The sequence below is a fragment of the Shewanella halotolerans genome, from assembly GCF_019457535.1.
Classification (GTDB): domain Bacteria; phylum Pseudomonadota; class Gammaproteobacteria; order Enterobacterales; family Shewanellaceae; genus Shewanella; species Shewanella halotolerans.
This window is the reverse complement of sequence record NZ_CP080417.1, coordinates 2,414,029-2,434,951: the sequence shown is the minus strand read 5'-3', so window position 1 is coordinate 2,434,951 and position 20,923 is coordinate 2,414,029. Positions and strand designations below refer to the sequence as shown.

Annotated in this window: 15 protein-coding genes and 1 pseudogene; 8 read left to right on the top strand and 8 right to left on the bottom strand. The window is 52.4% G+C overall.

The features are described from left to right. Positions 1-21: 21 nt before the first annotated feature. From K0H81_RS10385 to K0H81_RS10375, 3 genes are all read right to left on the bottom strand, one after another. Positions 22-1,572, bottom strand: coding sequence for an MFS transporter (locus tag K0H81_RS10385; RefSeq protein ID WP_258406271.1), 1,551 nt, complete (start codon positions 1,570-1,572; stop codon positions 22-24). Positions 1,573-2,427: 855 nt separating this feature from the next. Next, complete coding sequence (locus tag K0H81_RS10380; RefSeq protein ID WP_220058276.1) at positions 2,428-3,957, bottom strand: M28 family metallopeptidase; 1,530 nt, start codon at positions 3,955-3,957, stop codon at positions 2,428-2,430. Positions 3,958-4,343: 386 nt separating this feature from the next. Beyond that, entirely contained in the window at positions 4,344-6,344 is a 2,001-nt protein-coding gene (locus K0H81_RS10375) for a glycoside hydrolase family 97 protein (protein WP_258406270.1), read from the bottom strand. A gap of 668 nt (positions 6,345-7,012) precedes the next feature. Between K0H81_RS10375 and K0H81_RS10370 the strand changes: the two genes are divergently transcribed. The 5 genes from K0H81_RS10370 to K0H81_RS10350 all read left to right on the top strand — a co-directional run bounded on the left by K0H81_RS10370 (position 7,013) and on the right by K0H81_RS10350 (position 10,359). After that, on the top strand, positions 7,013-7,417 hold the full coding sequence (locus tag K0H81_RS10370; RefSeq protein ID WP_220058274.1) for a GFA family protein: 405 nt from the start codon (positions 7,013-7,015) through the stop codon (positions 7,415-7,417). A 114-nt stretch (positions 7,418-7,531) separates the two neighbouring features. Continuing rightward, complete coding sequence (locus tag K0H81_RS10365) at positions 7,532-8,617, top strand: NAD(P)H-dependent flavin oxidoreductase (protein WP_220058273.1); 1,086 nt, start codon at positions 7,532-7,534, stop codon at positions 8,615-8,617. Between the two features lie 158 nt (positions 8,618-8,775). Next, complete coding sequence (locus K0H81_RS10360; protein WP_258406456.1) at positions 8,776-9,207, top strand: GNAT family N-acetyltransferase; 432 nt, start codon at positions 8,776-8,778, stop codon at positions 9,205-9,207. Positions 9,208-9,257: 50 nt separating this feature from the next. Beyond that, positions 9,258-9,698, top strand: a complete 441-nt coding sequence (locus tag K0H81_RS10355) for a hypothetical protein (RefSeq protein WP_220058271.1) — start codon at positions 9,258-9,260, stop codon at positions 9,696-9,698. 259 nt (positions 9,699-9,957) lie between these two features. Next, positions 9,958-10,359: a DUF3465 domain-containing protein gene (locus K0H81_RS10350; protein ID WP_220058270.1), complete on the top strand. Its 402-nt coding sequence runs from the start codon at positions 9,958-9,960 to the stop codon at positions 10,357-10,359. A gap of 1 nt (position 10,360) precedes the next feature. Here the strand turns inward: K0H81_RS10350 and K0H81_RS10345 are convergent, their stop codons facing one another. Both K0H81_RS10345 and K0H81_RS10340 read right to left on the bottom strand, forming a co-directional pair. Continuing rightward, entirely contained in the window at positions 10,361-11,647 is a 1,287-nt protein-coding gene (locus tag K0H81_RS10345; protein ID WP_220058269.1) for an HD-GYP domain-containing protein, read from the bottom strand. A gap of 342 nt (positions 11,648-11,989) precedes the next feature. Next, a complete protein-coding gene (locus tag K0H81_RS10340; protein WP_144199173.1) occupies positions 11,990-12,226 on the bottom strand; it encodes a hypothetical protein in 237 nt (78 codons plus the stop codon). 453 nt (positions 12,227-12,679) lie between these two features. Between K0H81_RS10340 and K0H81_RS10335 the strand changes: the two genes are divergently transcribed. From K0H81_RS10335 to K0H81_RS10325, 3 genes are all read left to right on the top strand, one after another. After that, complete coding sequence (locus tag K0H81_RS10335) at positions 12,680-14,146, top strand: DEAD/DEAH box helicase (protein ID WP_220058268.1); 1,467 nt, start codon at positions 12,680-12,682, stop codon at positions 14,144-14,146. An 887-nt stretch (positions 14,147-15,033) separates the two neighbouring features. Continuing rightward, positions 15,034-15,324 carry a hypothetical protein gene (locus K0H81_RS10330; protein ID WP_144199176.1) on the top strand — a complete coding sequence of 97 codons (291 nt, stop codon included), beginning with the start codon at positions 15,034-15,036 and terminating at the stop codon, positions 15,322-15,324. Positions 15,325-15,927: 603 nt separating this feature from the next. Beyond that, on the top strand, positions 15,928-16,353 hold the full coding sequence (locus tag K0H81_RS10325) for a hypothetical protein (protein WP_220058267.1): 426 nt from the start codon (positions 15,928-15,930) through the stop codon (positions 16,351-16,353). A 35-nt stretch (positions 16,354-16,388) separates the two neighbouring features. Here K0H81_RS10325 and K0H81_RS10320 read toward each other — a convergent pair. The 3 genes and pseudogenes from K0H81_RS10320 to K0H81_RS10310 all read right to left on the bottom strand — a co-directional run. Continuing rightward, positions 16,389-16,640 (bottom strand): annotated as a pseudogene (locus K0H81_RS10320) (transposase); the annotation flags it as partial. Positions 16,641-16,822: 182 nt separating this feature from the next. Further along, positions 16,823-18,826 carry an alpha-amylase family protein gene (locus K0H81_RS10315; protein WP_220058266.1) on the bottom strand — a complete coding sequence of 668 codons (2,004 nt, stop codon included), beginning with the start codon at positions 18,824-18,826 and terminating at the stop codon, positions 16,823-16,825. After that, positions 18,826-20,808 carry a glycoside hydrolase family 13 protein gene (locus K0H81_RS10310; protein WP_220058265.1) on the bottom strand — a complete coding sequence of 661 codons (1,983 nt, stop codon included), beginning with the start codon at positions 20,806-20,808 and terminating at the stop codon, positions 18,826-18,828. The genes K0H81_RS10315 and K0H81_RS10310 overlap by 1 nt, the downstream gene beginning before the upstream one ends. Positions 20,809-20,923: the final 115 nt, after the last annotated feature.

Sequence of the window (20,923 nt, the reverse complement as noted above, 5' to 3'; positions counted from 1 at the left end):
TCAAGCCTCACGCCATACGCATTAGCGCTCGGCTTTGCTCGCTTCACTGCGGACAAATAGCACGCTTATCCCTGCCAGGATCATGAAGCTACCACCCAGGATCAGGGCAAAGATCGGCTTGCCATCGAAGAAGGCATTGAGCAGCACGCCAAGCACGCTGGCGGCCAGCAGCTGAGGGATCACGATGAAGAAGTTAAAGATCCCCATGTAGACCCCCATCTTGGCGGCGGGCAGTGCGTTGGACAGCAGGGCATAGGGGATAGAAAGGATAGAAGCCCAGGCGATACCCACACCTATCATGGGCAGCCATAACAGGTTTGGGTCTTGAATAAAGTAGAAGCTAATCAAACCAATGCCGCCACAGCAGAGGTTGATCAGGTGGGTGACCTTGAGGCCAACCGCCATGGCGAGCAGAGGGATGAATATGGCGGCCACGGCGGCAAACCCGTTGTAAGAGGCGAACAGCATGCCCACCCAGTCGGCGCCATCATTGTAGGCCTTAGACAGCACATCCTGGGTGCCATAGTGATGATCCGTTACCGCCGCCGTGGTGTAGATCCACATAGAGAAGAGGGCGAACCAGGAGAAAAACTGCACCACTGCCAGCTGGCGCATAGCCTTTGGCATATGAAACAGGGCATCGACCACGCTAAACACCATGCCTTGCTGGTGGCGCTCTTCGCCCTTGATATGCTTCAGGGTGTTAGCGCAGAACCACTGCAGCGGGCCGAAGGCGAAGATCCCAAGGGCAAGCAGATAGAGCTGCTTGTCGAGAGACTGCAAGAAGATGACGGCGGTTAAGATGGCGCCCACCAGGCTCCAGAGCATGGCGCCTTTCTGATAGGCCTGCCAGCTGCGATCGTGGTGCAGCGTGACCTGCTCGCCGGTTTCCTGTTCGAAGCGGGCCAACTCCTCGGGCGAGTACTCTTTGGTGGTAAACACTGTCCAGCTGACGGCTAACAGCAGCACGGCGCCGCCGAAATAGAAGGCGTAACGCACCGAATCGGCGATCTCACCCTCGGGCGCCGTGTTAGCCACATCGAAGTAGTTGGTCAGCAGGTAAGGCAGGGCCGAGGCCACCACGGCGCCGATGCCGATGAAGAAACTCTGCATGGCGTAGCCAAGGGGACGTTGTTTGCTGGGCAGGTTGTCGCCCACGAAGGCGCGAAACGGCTCCATGGCTATGTTGATGGACGCGTCCATGATCCACAGCATGCCCGCAGCGACCCAGAGTACGGGCGAGTGGGGCATGATGAAGATGGCTAGTGTGGTGAAGATGGCGCCGATCAGAAAGTAAGGGCGGCGACGGCCCAGGCGGCCCCAGGTGTTGTCACTCATATAGCCGATGATCGGCTGCACCAGCAGGCCTGTGAGCGGCGCGGCTATCCAGAGAATAGGGATGTCATCAATCGCCGCACCGAGCGTCTGAAAGATACGGCTGACGTTGGCATTTTGCAGCGCGAAGCCAAACTGGATCCCCAGGAAACCGAAACACATGTTGAAGATCTGCCAGAAGCTGAGTGCAGGTTTAACGGTGGGCGTGCCTTGGGCTGATAGGGTGTTTTGTGACATCCGATGCTTCTCTTTATTATTCATTATTGATCTGCACAGCGCCTAAGGGCGTGCAATCTGTATTTTATGGAAGTCGGTCGAGTGAAAAAAGAGGCGAATACACGCTTCCCTCAAACGGGTATTCGCCAAAAGCTAGGGTTCTACTTCTCTAGGCTTATTCACTGGGTTTAAGCCTTGATGAGTAGATAGAGACTCTAGCGCCCACCTCTCATGCCTTCAGTGCCTGATGAGGTGAGCGTCGACCTGGCCAATTTCATAGGAAGTTACACATGAAATTAAACACCAAGGCATGTTAACCCTGAGCCGAAACGACCGACAACTGATTACATACGTATTCATCATCAGGCATTAACCTTTACGTAGCCTGTTGTTAACCTGGTGATGCCTGGGTCTGACTAAGAATACCCATTTAAAAACAGCTGGTTAAACAGTCTGTGGCAAGCCAACCGCTATACATAGGTTGGGGTTTGTAACAATGGACAACAAGGGCTAACTCGTATCGATAATGACGCAAAAAGCAGGAGAAAACGGCCTTGAGAAAAGCTAGCAAGATTAGGCGTTCTAACCTATTCTTGGTGCTCAATAAAGTAAAAATCAAATTTGCGTTGAAAATTTTTGCTTTTAGGTGTAAGTGCAGTTTTTGTCCAATTGACTGAACTGGCGAGCCCCTTTAAATCCCAGAATATTAATTGGTTTAAGCTTTGGTCTGTCAATTTTTATTGGATAAAAACAGGCCGCGTTCGCGACCTATTTTTAGCTTAGTTTAAAATAGGCTCAAAATTTTAGATGCATTATTTTCAGCCTTTGGCGAATCCATTTCACGCATTCAGTTTACGAATGCATTTTACAAATTCATTAGTTCGATTTTGCCGCATTTGACTCTGCATCGCTTGCCGGGCGGAAGAAGGCACCTGCCGCGCCGGGGAACACCACTGGGCTGGTGTTACCGTTAAAGCCCACGGCGGCAACGCCGTACAGGTAGTTGTCGATCACCATGTTGCTCAGGGTGAAACTGTTTACCTTGCCCACATAACGGCTATGGCTCCATTCTGCCTCTGTCGTCTTGCGCCAATAGATACGATAACCGGCGACTTCGGCGGTGGCATCCGCCTGCCAGCTAAGCTGGGTATCGGCCGATACCTGTCCCGAGATGCTTACCTGTGTTGGCGGCGCGGGTGCCCAGGCCATAGACGCCAGGCTGATAGCGTTGAGGGCGGTGAGCTTGGCGGCGAAGGCTTCATCTACTCCCTCAATCACGTCGCCATAGGCGATGCCGTTCTCCGTGCGTATGTCCTGATGCTGGCGGTTGTAGTTCTCGTTGGTTTCCATCACGCGCACCGCTGGGAAGCCCGCCTTGTTAAAGGGCAGGTGATGGCCGCCGCGACCGAAGCGATCGAGTCGATAGATGAGCTGCACATCCAGGTTAGTCATGTACTGATCGGCCAGCTCCTTGATATGACGGGCAAGGTTACGCGAGGCGGAGTCGTTCTCGCCGCCGCTGAAGTAACGCTCCTTGGCTTCTGCTTGGGTTTCTGCGATACGCACGCCCTCTGAGAACACCCGTACTGTATGGTTGCTCACCACACCGTTGATCCCCTCGATGTTACCTATCATGTCGTTGTTGAGCACGGCCTCGACCTGCCAGCCCTGCTTCTTGGCAAAGTCGGCCAGGCCAGCGCCGCCATACAGGCCTTGCTCTTCGCCCGATAGCGCCGCGTAGACTATGGTGCCACCAAACTGATACTGGCTGAGGACGCGAGCGGCCTCCAGGGCACCGGCGACCCCCGAGGCGTTATCGTTGGCGCCGGGTGAAAAGGAGGTTGCGTCCATCACGTCGCTGACCCGAGAGTCGATATCGCCGCTCATCATCACCACGCGGTTGGGATCTAAGGTGCCACGTTGAATGGCGATGATATTCACCACACGTGTCGGCTCGGGAATGCGCTTGCCTGATACTGTGTCGCCAACCTCTATCACCTCAAGGCAGTGATCGCAGGCGGCGGAGATGCGTTCAAACTCGGCCTTGATCCAGTTTCTGGCCGCGCCTATGCCGCGCTCTTTATCCGTTTGGCTTGATAGGGTATGGCGGGTGCCAAAATTCACTAAGGTTTGTATATCTTGCTGTATGCGTGCAGGTTGCGGCGCACCGGCAATCTCATACAGGCGCAGATCTTCCTGGGAGGGTGCCGTGTAAGGACTCTGGCCCAGTGCGCTCTGGTTAAGTGCGTTTTGGTTTCGTGCGCTCTGGTTAACAGCGCTTTGGCGTAATAGTGTATGGCTGCTTCCTGCATGATGCAGTGGTGTGGCCGGAGGGGCTGCCTGGGCGGTGCCAGCACAGACAGCCGTGAATACTAGGGTCTTCCCGATAGATGCCTTGATTGTCATGTTCTGCTCTTCATTCTTGTTATTTTTCGATGCTTTCTATGGACTTAACTTGTTCTGCGTTGAACTGGTTATGCGCTCAGCTAGGCTAGCTTGAAAGCGACCAACGTTGGCTCGCTCTGAGTGGGCTAGGAGTGCACAAACCACCTTAGCAGAATAACGCTAGCGCTTGGATGAGGGATCGCGGCTTTAGTCGTAGAAATGTGGGGGGAATCGCCGGAAAAAGGTAAACAAATGTTGCAGATGATAGGCCTTGGCCCGATTTGGCAGACAACGCAGGAGAGGGCGAAGGGCATTGCCAGAATAAGAAGAGGATGCAAGCCTGCCTAAACAGACTTGCACCCTCTAAAGTGGTTTAAGCGCTAGATCGCTAGTGCTACACCTGAGCCCTAGAGCGCCTTGAAGCGAATGGCGACGCCGCCACTGCTGGCAAGTTTTAACATCAACTGCTGCTTGCTATTCACCTTTTTGGTCTCAATCACATAGTCATAGGGATTGGTGCGCCAATCGGCCTTGTCACCGTCTCGGTAGATCTGCGCCTCATAACTGAGTGCCGGGTCGAGGAAATTGAGCTTGATGTCGATCTCACGGGCATCATCGTCGGTGATCGCGCCCAAGTACCAATCCTTGCCTTGACTCTTGCCGCCACGCTCCTGGCGGGCAAAGGCCACATATTCACCTACCTCACCGGCCAGGGCGATACTCTGGGCCCAGTCGGTGGGCACATCCTGAATAAACTTAAAGGCATCGGGATGCTGCTTGTAGTTGCGGGGCAGATCGGCGGCCATCTGGATCGGGCTGTAGAGCACTACATAGAGGGCCAACTGCTTGGTCAGCGTGGTCTGCACCCGGTTAACTGCATCCAGGCCTTTGGGGGCCAGGTCGAAGATCCCCGGGGTGAAGTCCATGGGGCCTGCCAACATGCGGGTGTAGGCCAGGGTGGTGGTGTGCGACGGGTTGTTAGGTGGCGTGCCCCAGGCGTTAAACTCCTGACCACGGGCGCCTTCGCGGGCGATCCAGTTAGGATAGGTGCGGCGCAGGCCGGTATCTTTAATCGGCTCATGGGTATTGATGCTGATGTGGCGCTTGGCCGCCTCGGTGACGCTATGCAGGTATTCGTTGACCATAAACTGGCCATCATGCCATTCGTGGCGCACTATGCCTTGCTCGTCGACCCGCTTGATATCACCGCCATCGGCCACATAGCCGGTCTTCACCTGAGTGACGCCATATTTCTGATAGAGATCATAGGCATCGCTCATCTGCTTGCGATAGTTGGTGACCGAGCCAGAGGTCTCGTGATGACCTATTAGGTGAACGCCCTTGCTGGCACCATAGGCAGAGATCTCGGGGAGATCGAAGTCTGGGTAGGCCTGGGTGAAGCTGAATACGTCGCCGTTGTGGAACCAGCTACCATCCCAACCTATGTTCCAGCCTTCTACCAATACGCCGGCGAAGCCGTTCTCGGCGGCAAAATCCATGTAGCGTTTGGTCTCGGAGGTTGTGGCGCCGTGTTTGTCGCCAGAGCCCCAGGTGTTCTCGTTGAGGTGCATGCCCCACCAGATCCCCACATATTTACCGGGTTCGACCCAATCCACATCCCCAAGCTTATTTGGTTCGTTGAGATTGAGGATAAGATCTGAGTTCAGCAGGCCGGTAGCTTTGTCGGCGATCTGTATGGTGCGCCAGGGTGTGCTAAAGCCCGCCAGGGTCTTGACGCGCATGCCATCTGACCAAGGGGTGAGATCGGCGCGCAGGGTGCTGTCTCTGCGCTGATCCAGCGTCATGGCAGCGTAGTCCACCAGCGCCGCCTCGTGGATGCTCATGTGCACCCCATCGCCCAGTGTGAAGGTGAAGGGGGTATGAACCCTATCGACCTGTTTGAGCGGTGTCTTCTGATATAGATACTCGTAGCGGTTCCAGCCACGTGCCGGGATCCACCAGGTGGTGACTTTCTCCGGTTGTGGCAGGGTAAATTCGGTGAGCTCCGAAGTGATGTTGAGCTTATCTAAATCGCCTTGCTTAGGCACTTGGTAGCGAAAGCCGATGCCATCATCGAACACCTTAAACTCGACGTCAAAGCGGTATTGACCGTTACTCAGGGTGGCTGTCAGGCCATTGTGTTTATCGACAACCCATTCACGTTCGCCCCAAGGCTGTTGCCAGCGCTCATCGGCCTGGCTGCGCTTGACCTCTTGAATGCTAAAGTCAGTGCCAAACTCCCCAAGAGACTCAAATACCATTCCAAGCTTGGAGGGTTCGATCACCTTCTTGCCATGGAAGCTGACGCTGTAGCGCGGCGTTTGATCATCATCGCTCAGGCTGACCACTATCTGCTTGTCAGGCGAGGTCAGAGAGATTGTCTTGGCCAGGCCAGTGCTTGGTAGCATGATGCCGGTTGCTGCTATGGCGAGGGTGAGTGCCGATAGGGTGGTCGTGGGACGAAACGGCGATCTGGACTGGGATCTGGGCTGGGACCTGGATTGGGGGCTCGCTTGGCGGCTTGTTAAGTGAGTCGAGGTGCAAGACATTCCGTGTACCTTTTTATTGTCGTTTTTAGGGTTAGGGTTATTGCTCGTCATGGCTGTAGGCAAGATTGCTTGTCATTACTGATAGTCATTAGTGATAGCCATGATTGTTAGCCATGTTAGAAGGGAAGGCGCGAGGGGAGCAATGCGCTGCATACGTATTCACCTGCCCGGCTGTTAGTTCGCGGCAATCTCCGCGATAAGCCAGCAAGTGACAGCGGGGATGATCCCTGAATGAGGGCGGCCTCAGTCACTTATTATTCAGTGCTCGGTTTGCAGGGCATAAGTGTGTGAAAAGGTTGGGCAGTCAGTACTTGCAAAAACAATAGCAAAAGATAAATTCAGCGCTTTGCCACATTTAGTTACGGAATTTAGGGGGTTAGCGCAGAGATTTATGCTGATCTGACTTCGCAAGTTGTGGCAGCATAGGGCCCGATTACAATTGTGCAGTCGATTTATCGCAGCAGCTTTTTCATCGTCTTTTATTGCAGTTATTTTTCGTTGTCACTTACAGCCGGATCAGGAAAGCCATGTATCAAGGAAGTTGTCTATGCGGTGGCATTAAAGTCGCCATCAGCGGACCCATAAGTAATATCATTCATTGCCACTGTTCCCTGTGTCGTAAATCTAGCGGAACGGCATTTGCCACCAATGGTTTCGTCGAATTGGTGGACTTCAATCTATCGGATAAGGCCGATTTCCTCACAAGTTTTGAGTTTGCTCCTGGAAAGCGACGCTATTTTTGCCGTCGCTGCGCGTCACCCATCTACAGCGCCAACGATCAGGATAGTAAGCGTATTCGCCTCAGACTAGGCATATTGGACTCGCCAATCAGCGAACGCCCCATATCTCATAACTTCGTCACCTCCAAGGCTAATTGGGAGGAGATGGATGCCAAGTTACCTTGGTATGAGGGTCACGAGCCCGGCAGGTAGTTTCTCAGGAGCCAGTTATTAGTTACTAGGTATTAGTTATTAGTTGATAGCAGTAAGCAAAGCACCGAGATCACTCAGAACATGAAGCTCGAGTCGATTCACTAAGGATGGGGCATGAATAGCAAAAACGTTAAGGCGTTACTGGGTACAGAGCTACCAATTATTCAGGCGCCGATGGCCGGGGTGCAAGACAGTAAACTCGCCATCGCCGTGGCCAACGCCGGTGGGCTTGGGTCAATCCCCTGCGGCATGTTGAGTCCGGCGCAGGTAATCGATGAGGTTAAACGTTTTCGGGCGGCAACCAGCGCGCCACTAAACCTTAATTTCTTCTGCCATGAGATGCCGCCGTTCGACAATCGACCCCAAGCGCGCTGGCATGAGCTATTAGCGCCATATTTTGATGAACTTAAGATAGCGGCCGATCTCGGCCAAGGCGGCGCGAGTCGTATGCCTTTTAATCATGAGATCGCAGATGCGATAGAAGCCTTTAAGCCCGAGGTGACTAGCTTTCATTTCGGCCTGCCACAAGAGGAACTGCTCGAGAGGGTAAGATCCTGGGGAAGCAAGGTGATCTCAAGTGCCACCACAGTAGCCGAGGCCGAGTATCTGGCGGCGCGAGGCGTGGATGGCATTATCGTTCAGGGCGTCGAGGCGGGTGGTCATCGCGGCATGTTTCTCAGTGACGATGTGAGCACTCAGGTGGAATTGGAACCCCTGCTGACTGAGATCGCCTCGCGAGTCGATGCGCCGCTGATCGCCGCCGGTGGTATAGGCGATGGGCACGCAGTACAAGCCGCCTTGGCAATGGGGGCCTGCGCCGTGCAGGTAGGCAGCGCCTATCTCTTGTGTGATGAAGCCAATACCTCAAGCCTGCATAGAGCGGCCATCGAGCATGCGGCTACTATTCAAGGGAGTACGACTAGGGCTGAAGGCTATACTGCGCTCACTAATCTCTTCTCGGGTAGACCGGCAAGGGGCCTGGTTAACCGCGCCATGTCAGAGCTTGGGGCAATAAACGACTCGGCCCCGGCCTTTCCCTATGCGACTAACCTTATGGCGCAGCTACGCAAGGCGAGTGAGGCCCGCGGCATGAGTGATTTCTCGCCCCTCTGGTGCGGGCAAAATGTCGGCAGCTGCAAAAAGATCTCCGCAGGCGAGATGACCCTGGCGCTAATGCAGCAAGTCATGCAACTAGAGTAATTGCAGCAACAAATTAAAAATAATAACGAATAGAGCAGATGCAGATGAAAGGAGATCCCGTGATTGAGAAACCAGAGATAGAGAAACTAGATGATGTAGTTAAACCACAGACAGAAAAACCAGAGACAGATAAACAGGAGTTGGTATCTACGCTAGGTATCACAGTCAGCCAACTTGAGGGTGAAAACAGTGAACTGGTCGATGCCTTGGTCGATGGTGTGCGCCAGTACAACTTCGACAAGATGGGCAAGGAGGCGTCTGCGCCCCTGACTGTATTGGCCCACGACAAAACCGGTAAGCTGATTGGCGGCGTCTATGGTCGCATCATCTATAAAAACTTCCTCATCCATGTGGTCTGGGTGGATGAATCGGCCCGCGGCGCGGGGCTTGGACGCGACTTGATGCTAGAGGCGGAGCGCGTGGCAATTAGCCGCGGTTGCCAGCAGGCTCAGGTGGATACCTTAGATTTTCAGGCGCCGGATTTTTACCAAAAACTTGGCTTTAGCATTGCGGGGGAGATCCCTGCGTTTGATGCCAGTCCCGCCCGCTATTTTCTGTTCAAGCGCTATTGTGATAGTGTGACTCGCTAAGCGTTTCGTTGAGACGAATCTTTAATTAATTCATTGTTCAAGGAAGATAAATGTCTAAAAAATTGTTTGCTGGTGTCCTGCTGACACTCGCATCAACTGCTTGCAGTTCCACCCAAAACACTCCCGGTAACTCGGATTCGGTCAATAACTCCTTATTGGCAGCCAATCTGCTTGAGGTGAGCGGGGACAACCTAAGTGATTATTGGCAGCCCAAGTCGAAAAAAACTGTGATGCTGAAGTCCCGCCCTAAGTGGATTCCCAAAGGGATGGGCCAGTTTAGTTATCATGTGGTCATAGATAGTGAGGGCAATGAGGTTAGTAAGACTCTGGTAAGTTCCAGCCCCGAAGGTTGGATGACCCAAGCAAGACTAAATAAGATGCCTAAGGTCCGTTATCTTGCCAGTGACGATAACCCTGAGCATCTGCCCGTAAAGGCCTTGTTGACCTCAAAGGTGATGCCTCGTCACCTCATAGAGAGCGAACAGCAATAAGCTTATTTCAATTGTTTAGTCTAAAGCTCTCTGTCACAAAGACTCTGTCTCAATTGACTGTCTCAAATGACTGTCTCAAATGCACGGTCTTAAATGCTCAGTCTCGAAAGCCCTTGCTCTAATGCTCGGGCTAGAGCAGTTGATCTAAAGCTCTCGGGCTAAAGCACTTGGTCCGAGTGGTCAGTCCAAGTAACCTGAAATGTCCCTTGAGGCTTTTGCCGAACAAGCATTCAACCATGTAAGTTAAGGAAATCAGGCTATGAATAGGTTCTACCGTGGGCTGTTACTCATCATCTTGTCGTTCGCCGTTAGTTTGCCACTCCTGGCCGATGACGGCTTGCTGGGCCAGGCGTTTGAGCAAAGGCAGAGTGGCGTTCAGATCCAGGGGGAAGGCGAGGTGATTCGCCTGCTCAGTGATGATACCAAGGGCAGTCGTCATCAGCGTTTTATTTTGCGCCTGGCCAGTGGTCAGACGCTGCTGGTGGCCCACAATATCGATCTGGCGCCGCGCATTGCCGATCTCAAGGTCGGTGACAGTGTGGGTTTCTTCGGTGAATATGAGTGGAATGCTCGCGGCGGGGTGATCCACTGGACACACCATGACCCAAGGGGGCGTCACCCGGCGGGATGGTTAAGCCATGGAGGTCGCAAATATCAGTAGGCTACTGGCTGGTTTCTAGCTCCGATTCGCTCACGAGGGCGACCTGGCCCCTGAGTGGCTGTTTGGATGGCCGCTCGAACAAAGACGCCTTCGATAGCAGTTCGAACCTGTGATTGATGGCGATAAAGCTCTCGACCAGCTTAGGGTCGAAATGGGTGCCCTTATCCTGATGGATTAATTCCAGCGCCTCTTGATGACTAAAGGGGCGTTTGTAGCAGCGCGGCGAGGTCAGGGCGTCATACACATCCACCAGGGCGACGATACGGGCCGAGAGGGGAATTGCTTCCCCTTTAAGCCCGGCCGGATAGCCGCTGCCGTCCCACCACTCATGGTGCCCACTGGCGATATCACGCCCCATTTTTATGTAAGGGCATTCTGGCGCGTAACTAAGTAGACTCGCCAATACCTGAGCGCCGATAACCGGGTGCGCCTTGATCTGCTCAAACTCCTCCGCTGTCAGCCGTCCGGGCTTGAGCAATATGGCATCGGCGATCCCCACCTTGCCGATATCATGCAAAATCGAAGAGAGGGTGATCTCCTGAATAAAATCGTCGGTTAACTCTGCCGGGGCATCAATGTCGGTTTGTCGCTGGGTGGCCAGCATCTTGGCGTAGTGCTGCATACGGATCAGGTGCGCGCCGGTCTCGTTGTCCCGGTATTCGGCCAGTTTTGCCAGTCCCATCACGGTTGCGCGCCGCGATGCTATGGTCGATCGCAGCGACTGGGTCAGTTTACCCAGCAGGAAGGCGGCGGATTGAGTGACTATGGCATTGGTAACAATGAAGTTTATCGCCACCACAAACCAGATGAAGCTGCTATAGCCCTGGGTCTCTGGCCATTGAAAGCCTTGTGTATGATAGACCAAGCCTATGGCTAGCAGGGCCGCAGCGTTAAGCAGCTGGGCACAGAGGCTGGCGCGTTTGCCAATTAATATGCTGGTGAGCGGGGGGAAGATAAACAGCCAGAAGAACCCGGCGCCCGTTGGGCCTATGGTGATGAGGAAGGCCACGCCGATGGCGAAGAACATCAAACAGCCTATGCAGTAGCGTAGCGTTTGCCTCAATTCTCTCGCTAGTAAGATGTAGAGCAGTAACAGATAGGCCAAGGTATCGAAGGCGGCCATGCCGACCAGACCCATTTGGATGCAGAGGTAGACACTGGTGATGTAGACGGGCACACATAAGATGGCAAGCAGTCCAAACAGGCGCTTGAAGATCAGTTCGCGCCAGATGGGCAAGGTATCGTGAAGTTCGTGCGCGGCCGTTTGGGTAAAATTGGGGGCATCCATAGTCAATCCTTTGCACTGCCAGAGGGATTTCAATACCGGCGCAGCCTCTCTGGCGAGATCCTAACTGCTGCGCTTCTAGCTAAATAAGCGCTATAAACTAGCTATGTGAACCGCACTCGACAGCTAATGACGCTGTAAGGGTGAAACTTACTGCGTTGATTCCTTACTGCGTGGATTCTTAGTTGCCGAGCCTTGGTTCATCCCTTCATTATTACCCATAACGCCGCTGACGGGCTAATTTACCTTTCTCTAAACTGTTTCTTTTGTATGAAAATGTGACCAAGACAGTATGGAAAGGCCTTGGCTTGGCCTTATCCTGAGCTCGCAGTTCAGCGCTGCGTCTTAATAAAGCTCTGCCGGGATATCGTCTGGCGGCGTCAGCTCGTCGATGATCTCCCTGTCGATTTCGCGTTCTATGATGCGATCTTCAATGTCTCGGCGGATCAGTTCATCTTCGAGGCGCTGACAGTGAAAGTCACAAAAGCCACCTGTGTTGTGTATGGTGTGGGTCGAGCCAGGATCGCTGCTCGCACAGGCGCTTAACAGTAAGATCGCGGCAAGTGTGTATAGTGTTTTCATAATCGCTCCTTTTATCGCTGATGTTTATCGCGTCACAGGCCAGTTTTAACGTCATCCTTAACTGGGCCATCTATGAGTGCTAGTAGTGCTTTATCTGTGGCTGCTTAGGCGGCTAACACATCGTTAAGGCCATAGTGACTCGATACGCGCGATAGGTTAAGTTAGTTTCCATAATGAAATCGGATAGGTGACCAGGCCCAGCAAAAAGCGGGCTGTGGTAGCTGGTAGAGATAGCTAACAGTGATTGGCTGATTGGCTGATTGGCTGATTGGCTGAGTGGCTGAGTGGCTTAAAGGCTATATAAGCCAGATCACTAAAGCTTCCTATATTATTGGTTTACTTTGGGTAAACTGGGCTAGTCTTAGCAAACGGCTCTGTTATACTAGCGCGCCTCAAATACCAGCCGCTCGATTGGCTGACGATTTTTGCCCTTGCGACCCTGAGAGAGAATCCATGACCTTTGCAAACCTTGGCCTGCCAAACGCTGTGCTCACTAACCTTGAGCAACTTGGCTACAGCCAGCCAACGCCTATTCAGCAAGAAGCCATTCCCCTGGCGCTCAAGGGTAAGAACCTGATCGCGGCGGCGCAAACCGGCAGTGGTAAGACGGCGACTTTCGTGTTGCCTATGCTCACGACCCTGATGCAGGGGCAGACACAGCGCAAGAAGCGGGCGCGGGCAATCATCTTGGCGCCGACACGCGAGCTAGTGCTACAGGTAAACGAGCGCATTGGCGAATATGGTAAAGGCTTAGGGCTGGTATCCATGGCCGTTTATGGCGGCGTCGACGTGCAGGCGCAGAAGCAGCAGTTGATCGAGGGCGTCGATATCGTGGTGGCCACCCCGGGGCGTCTGCGGGATCTCTACACCCAGAGAGCGATCCGCTTCGACGAGGTGGAACTCCTGGTGCTTGATGAAGCCGATCGCATGCTCGATATGGGTTTTATCGAGGATATCACCAAGATCTTAGATACTTTGCCAGAGGAGAGGCAAAACCTGCTGTTCTCCGCCACCCTGTCTCGCCCGGTGCGAGAGCTGGCAAAACAGGCGGTGCCTAAGGCGATCCATCTGTCGGTCACTAAGAATCAAGATAGCCAGCCGGATATCGAGCAGTGGATCACCACGGTCGATAAGGATAAGAAGTCGGCGCTGCTCAGTCAGCTGATTAAAGATAATGCCTGGCCCCAGGCGCTTATTTTTATCGAGACCAAACATGGTGCCGCTAAATTGGTGAGTCAGCTGGAGAAGCGGGGCATTGAGGCCGAGTGTATTCACAGCGGCCGGACTCAGGCGGTACGTGAGCAGATCCTGGCGGACTTTAAGGCGGGTAAGATTGCTTACCTTATCTCCACCGGCATCTCGGCGCGCGGGATCGATATCGATAACCTGCCGCTGGTGATCAACTACGACCTGCCGTTTCCGGCCGACGAATATGTGCATCGTATCGGGCGTACTGGTCGAGCAGGTGCCAAAGGGGAGGCGATCTCCCTGGTGTCTAAGGATGATTTTAAGAACCTCTGCATGATCGAGAGCCGCCTTGATCATCTACTTGAGCGCCGAGAGATAGAAGGTTTCGCGCCGAGAAAGCCTGTACCTATCTCTATCCTCAACTATGTGCCTAAAGCAAAGCGTGAGCAGACGCAGGGTGAGAAGGGAGACGAAGCAGCGGCTAGTCTTGGTAAGAAGGGCGTGAACCTAGCTAAGGACAAGCGTGGAGAAGGCAAGCCTAAAGGACAGTCTAAGTCTCATGAAAAGGCATCGCCCTATAAAGGTAACGCCGCCGATAAGAAGGCCCGGCCTGCTAAAGCTAAATCAGCAGCGCCTGGTGATCGCGGTGGGAAAGATCAAAGCTCGGAGCGTAAAACTGAACAAAAGCCAGCCTTTAATCCCTGGGCCGAAAGTCGGCCAGGTAAGAAATAGGATTTAACGAGAGCCCTCAGAGTGAGGGCTTTTTTGTGGCTGGTGGTTTTGTTCTTTTGGTGTTCGAGGATTCTCGATTTTCAGCTTGTGGTGTTTGCCCGATTGCTTGTTGGGAAATGTTTGAAGGTCGTACCTTCATGGCAACCTAACGCCTGCCCGGCGAGGGTTGTGCAGATACCCTTGTGAGACGCCGCAAGTACGCTCCCTGTAGGCTCTACCGTGACATCCCTGTCACGGAAGCTCACAAGTGTATCTACACTCGATATCTAACGTCTCTTCGATTTGGCGTTATCTGGTGTTCGAGGATTCTCGATTTTCAGCTTGTAGTGTTTGCCGAATGTTTGTTGGGAAATGATTGAAGGTCGTACCTTCATGGCAACCTAACGCCTGCCCGGCGGGGGAATGTGCAAGCACTCTTTTGGCACGCCGACTTTTTGTCAAAGAGAGTTATCCCTGGAGGCTTTACGGCGGCACTGACCTACATGGATGTAGGGAATGCCAAAAGATGTAGGGAACATATTTGGCCATGCCGCCGAGAGCCAAAAGTGTGCTTACACCCGTATCTCAACGCTTCTTCGATTGGAACTGATCTGGTTTGAATAGATTCTTTTAGAGAGAAATCTTTGATTAAATGTGACCTGGCATGTTGTATAGCCCCGACAAGATAGATTAAATTATCACCAATTAAGGACAGAGCTAGGCCAACTCGAATCAAACATCGACTACGCCATTCAGGGAATGAAAAAGCCAACCACATGCGCCAATCACCTCCTTTAGAAGATTACTCTGACCTCACTTATTTACATGCTTGGTCTCCTACCTTACAAGGTAGCGTACCTTGCAAGGTCTCACTAATAAGTTGTTATGTGTTTTAAGGAGTAGACAGATTGGCTGAATTATTAGGAGTTTTATTTCCGTCCTTGGTCGCGCTATACCTGATTGTTAATACGCAACTTGATACTTACCGGAAAAGAATTCGCTTTCTGGAAGTTAAAGTAGACGCTCTTATCAAACATACGGGTATTGAATTTGACGATAGCCCCCTAGTTCCGATTGAAGTTCATTCTGCGGTAAAAGCTGGTCATAGGTTAAAAGCAATCAAGCTGTATCGCAAAATTACAGGTGCTGGTTTAAAAGAGGCATCAGAGGTAGTAGATGGTTTGGTTAAAAACACGTAACAAGGCGCATCACTCGCAGCCTGCGACTGCTGTGACGTCAAACGCTATCGCGTTTTTCCGCCCGTGTGCTTAGCGTTATATGCAAATGGAAATAGCATGTGGTTCATACGACGAATACTTTACTTTCTTTACCTTGTGATTTTTCTGTTCTCAGGTTTATTCATAGCAGGATTTCTTGCTTATTATTTGAATGACGGCACTCTATCGGGCCCTGAGACCGCAGATAGAATGCTAGAGTTATTTGGTTGGTGGCCTCTACCTATTTCACTAATAGTTTTTGCTGCATTTTCACTTAAAGGTTGGTTACCTTTTGTCTATAAAAAGCAGGAAAAACCTAACGGTTGAGTAGTCTGCAAATAACAAGGCCTGTCAGCATTAGCCACGCGAAGACACGCGTGGCTGGGACGCCCAACACTCCGGTTGCTTTGTGTTGTCGCTCCACGCCAAACTAACACAAAGTAACTTACGTATTGGTCGCCGCTGCTGGCGGCGTTATGTTTATGGAGGTTGTTTTGACGGATTACATCAATCTAGTAGAAAAACTAGATGCGGATTTAGAAGAATTGGGCAAGTTCCTGTTTGAAAATCGAGGTAACTCTGCTCTTGAAAGTGCCTATATCAGAACGTTTTTCTCTACCGTCGAGGGCTTCCTTTTTTGCATTTAGGCAAGAAGCATTGGAGCATGAAAACTTCGAAGAGCTATTTGACCTAGCTGAACAAGCCAAGCTAAAAGAAGTTAAATTTGATCGCATTAGGCAAACTCTCACAAAAAAGCCGCAGTTCCTAGGATTCAAAGAAACTCTAAAATTCTCGTGTAAAAGTATTGCTAAAGCTCGTGGAGTAAATCCTAAGAGCTTGGGGTTTCAAGGTGTTGAGTGGGACAATTTTCTAGCTGCAAACAAGATTAGAGACCAAATCACTCACCCTAAGACACTAGACGATCTACAAATAGGTAATGACAAACTAGAAATCGTCATTAGGGCTAAAGTTTGGCTAAAAAATGAAGTTTTGCAGCAGTTGGTAAAATAAACATAACAAGTGACTGTGGTGTTTAGTCAATATATTTATCCGTTTTTTACGCACCACAGCTCCTTGCTCTTAAGCATGGTATTCAAGATCACGATGAGCTTTCGCATGCAGGCGATCAGTGCTACTTTCGGCAGTTTGCCAGCCGCTTTGAGACGCTGGTAATAGCCCTTAAAAACAGGATTGCACTGTATGGCTGACATCATCGCCATAAATATGACTGTGCGTATTCTGTGGCGACCACCACGGATCCTGCATTTACCCTTGTAAGAGCCACTTTCACGGTTCATTTAATAGGACAAAAAGAAGTTGGCTTTTGCTCCTTGTCGCTAATTTTAGCCAAGCATTTATGTGCCTCTTAGTAAGGCGGTAAATCTGAAAAATGAGTTGGTGTCCAAAGCGAGTAGGCTGAGTGTGGTGCTTGGTACTCGTTCTACTCACTTTGATATCTTGAACTGATGAGCCAGTGGGCTTAGTTCTCTCCTACAACAAGCACCTTTGACTCAAGTGGTGCTAAATCTAGTGTGACTTGGCCTCCCTTCGTCGTCAGTGTCAATGGCGCTGTAGGTTTTTTATCACTCAACATCTCTTTAAGCGGGTAGGTGCCTGGCGCGAGTTGCCAGCGTTTAACTAAGGCTGGGGGCAGCTCTAGGGTGAGGTGCTTTGCCTTGTCTTTTGCGAAGTTGCTGACGATGATGAGCCTTTGCTTGTCGTCGAAGCGGCTGAAGGCAAATAGGTCTGCGTCATAGCCCTTGCCTTGATCGATATTCGCCCTGTGTAGATCGCCATATTCACCGTTTAGGGCGCTGAGGCTGTGGTTGAGGTTTAACAGCTTGGCGTAGTAAGCTCGCAGACTCAGCTCTTCTTTTGATGACTGACCGCCGTCGAATTTACCCATGTTCATAAAGCGCTGATGGGCTGGTACGCCGATATAGTCGAAGATGCTGGTGCGGCTGGGTTTGCCAAAGCCTGCGTCTTCGCTGCCATCTTCGCCAACCTCCTGGCCGAAATAAAGCAGAGTGGGCGCCTGGCTTAAGGTGGTCGAGACTACCATGGCGGGCAGGGCGCTTAACGGATCGCCGGCAAACTCAGGACTGGCGATGCGCTGCTCATCGTGATTCTCGAGAAAATGCAGCATATTCTCGGCGATATCTTCAACGCTGTTGCGATCGCGCTCGATCGCCTGGGTGCCAGCCTTGCCCTGGATGATCGCCTTGAGGCTGTCGTAGAGCCCCACCTTGTCATAGAGGTAGTCCATCTTGCCAAGGTGAATATAGTCGCGGTAACGACTCGGGGTATAGACCTCGGCGAGCAGCACGGCATCGGGATTGGTATGCTTGATGTTGCTGTTCAGATAGCTCCAGAAGGCAACCGGCACCATCTCGGCCATGTCATAGCGAAATCCGTCTACGCCCTTGGCGAGCCAATATTGAGCTATCTCGTTGAACTTAATCCAGGAGCTGGGGATGCTTTCTTTTGGCACCCGTTGCCAGAAGGCATAATGCTCGGCGGCCGACTTTTTGCCGTAGCCCTCTGGCAGTTGAGGAAAGTCCTCGCTGCCATCTGGCGTGACGCCATAATTTATCTTAACGGTTTCATACCAGTCGTTTTGATCTGGCCTGGCCGCGCGGGCACCATTGCCGGTCCACTTGGCAGGAAACTCGTCAAACTTGCCATCGACTAGCGGATGTGGCTCGCCGCCGAGGGGCTTTAAATCTGGGCTTAGGCTTGGCACCTCGAAAGGCGTGTCCACCACATAGTAGAAGTTGTTGTCTCTGGCGTAACTGAGCTGAGTGTTGTCATTCGCGCCGAAGTCAGTGACGCCTTTAGGCGCCGACAGCGAGTGATAGCCCCGCGCAACATGGTTGGGCACTATGTCGATGATCACTTGCATGCCAGCTTCGTGGGTGCGGGCGATCAGCGCCTCAAACTCCTCTAGGCGTTTGGCGGGGTTGTCTGCCAGATCCGGATTGACGTTATAGTAGTCTTTCACCGCATAGGGAGAGCCGGCGCGGCCCTTGACCACATCGGGATCATCAGTGCCGATGCCATACTCGCTGTAGTCGCCGACCAAGGCATGGTGGGGGATCCCCGTATACCAGATATGGCTGACCCCCAGAGATTTGATGCTCTCTAGCGCCTTGGGGGTAAAGTCACTCATCTTGCCTACGCCGTTTTGCGCCTTGGTGCCCCAGGGAATGTTAGCGGTCTGGGTATTACCGAAGAGGCGGGTGAATATCTGATAGATGACTGGCTTGGTCGCCCGCTCGCTACTTGTAGACAGAGCGTCACTTGATTGGATGCTAGCGTTTTTTGCATTAGTTGCTGCCTCCATCTGGGGCAGGGCGAAGGCCTGGGCGGAGAGCATTAGCGCCGCGCTGCACAGGGCAGCACTTAACTTATTTAAGGGAATGTTTAAAGTAATGTTCAAGGGCTTGTTCAAGAGCCTATTCAAATCGGGACGCGCCTTAGTCATTATTTGGCTTCCTCGATGGCTAACAGGGTAACGCCTTGTCCCTTGATAGAGAGGCTCTTATCCAGCGTGATGGTATCGCCGCTGATCACATCTCGAGCCGCGCGGGCACTGCCTAGCAGATCACGGTAGCGTTCGAGAGGCAACTCAACCGCCTTATCCAACTTGTTGTAGATCACCATGAGGCGCGCCTTGTCGCTGCAATCTTGTTTGGCGCAGCGCATCTGCACATATACGCCATCCTGAGGCACATAGTGGCGCAGGCCACCGTTGTGGATGAAGTCTGCCTGTTTGCGGAAGTTAAGCAGGGCTCGGGTGAAGTTCAGCATAGATTGCTGTTCTTTATTCAGGCCTTTGTTATCAAAAACTGAGATAGCATCTCCTTGCCAACCACCGGGGAAATCTGAGCGGGTGATACCATCATTACGATCTTTGGTCGGGCTTTGCATCAAAATTTCTGAGCCATAGAAGATCTGCGGAATGCGGTTACTGGTAAGCACATAGGCCAGCGCCATCTTGGTCAGGGCTAAGTTATCACCCAACAGGCTGTAGAGGCGGTTGGTGTCGTGGTTGCCTTCGAACAGTACAAGTTGCGTCGGGTCGGCATAGACCACATCGTTGGCGAGAAACTCATACAGGCGCATCATGCCTTCGCTCCAGCCTTCCTCTTCGCTCAGCGCCTTGATCAGGGTTTCGTAGAGGGGGAAGTCCATCAGGCTTGGCAATTCTGACTGGTAGCCATCCTTGTTGATCTTGCCCTTCTGCCAGTAGGAGACGGTTATTGGGTTGCCCGTCCACTCTTCGCCGACGATGTTGAACTTGGGATACTCAGTCATGATGGCGCGGGTCCAATCGACCAGAAAATCCTTATCGGCGTAGGAGTAGGTGTCTTCACGTATGCCGCTTAGATGAGCGTATTCTACCCACCAGATGCTGTTTTGGATCAGGTAGTTGGCAAGCTGTGGCTGCTCTTGGTTAAGGTCCGGCATGGACTCGACAAACCAGCCGTGGCTAAAGTCGCGCTTGTCTTTGGCACCCGCGTAGGGGTCTTGCAGCGTGGTACGTCTGTGGGTGGTGAAATCGATGGCCGAGGAATCTTGAGCTAATGCGCCCTCGGGGCGATTGACCCAATCCTGGCTTGGCAGATCATCCATCCACCAGTGGTTAGAGCCGATATGGTTGACTACCACATCGGCGATGATGCCTATGCCTTTCTCTTGCGCCTTGATGGCCAGCTGGCGGTAGTCGTCATTGCTGCCAAACCTTGGATCGATACGGTAGTGGTCGGTGACCGAGTAGCCGTGGTAGGAGTATTCGGCCATATTATTTTCGGTAAGCGGGTTGATCCACAGCTGAGTGACACCAAGATCTGCCAGATAGTCCAGACTATTGATGATCCCCTGAATGTCGCCGCCGTGACGCCCACCCGGATTGCGGCGATCGGCTTGCTCTATCATGTCCGCCTGGTTGTCATTGGCGGGGTCGCCGTTGGCGAAGCGATCCGGTGTGATGAGATAGATAACGTCTTTGTTGCTAAAACCCTGGCGAGCCGCGCTGCCCTTGTCGCGCTTGAGCAGATCATAGGTAACGCTAATTTGGTCCTGGCCTGCTTGTTCGAATGTCAGCGTAAAGGTCTGCGCCTTGGCGCCTTGAGTGTCTAAGTTAACAAACAGATAGTTGGGGTTCTCTGTGGTCTCAACGCCTTTAAGGGTTACGCCATCGGCCTTAACGCTTACCTTGGCCTTAGCGATGTTTTCGCCGTGCACCATCAGCTGCAGCTGGCTGTGTTGCATGCCCGCCCACCAGTTGAGGGGCTCGATACGCAGTTTTTGGGCGCTGTTATTTTCGCTGGAATTATCACTGTCACTGGCATAGGAGCTGCTTGCCGGTTGTACAGATGCCATCACCTGAAAGGCGGAAGGGACGAGCATAAGTAACGAGGTGGTGATGAGTGTGAGTTTCAACTGGTTATTAGTACGTCTCATGGGCAGTCCTTTCGGCGTTCGACCTTTTGATGCTGTGCCTAGCGTGATGACACATTAAGGTGTTAGGTGTGACTGAGTTAACATTCTGGGTATTACACAGTTTTTCGTTAGCTTG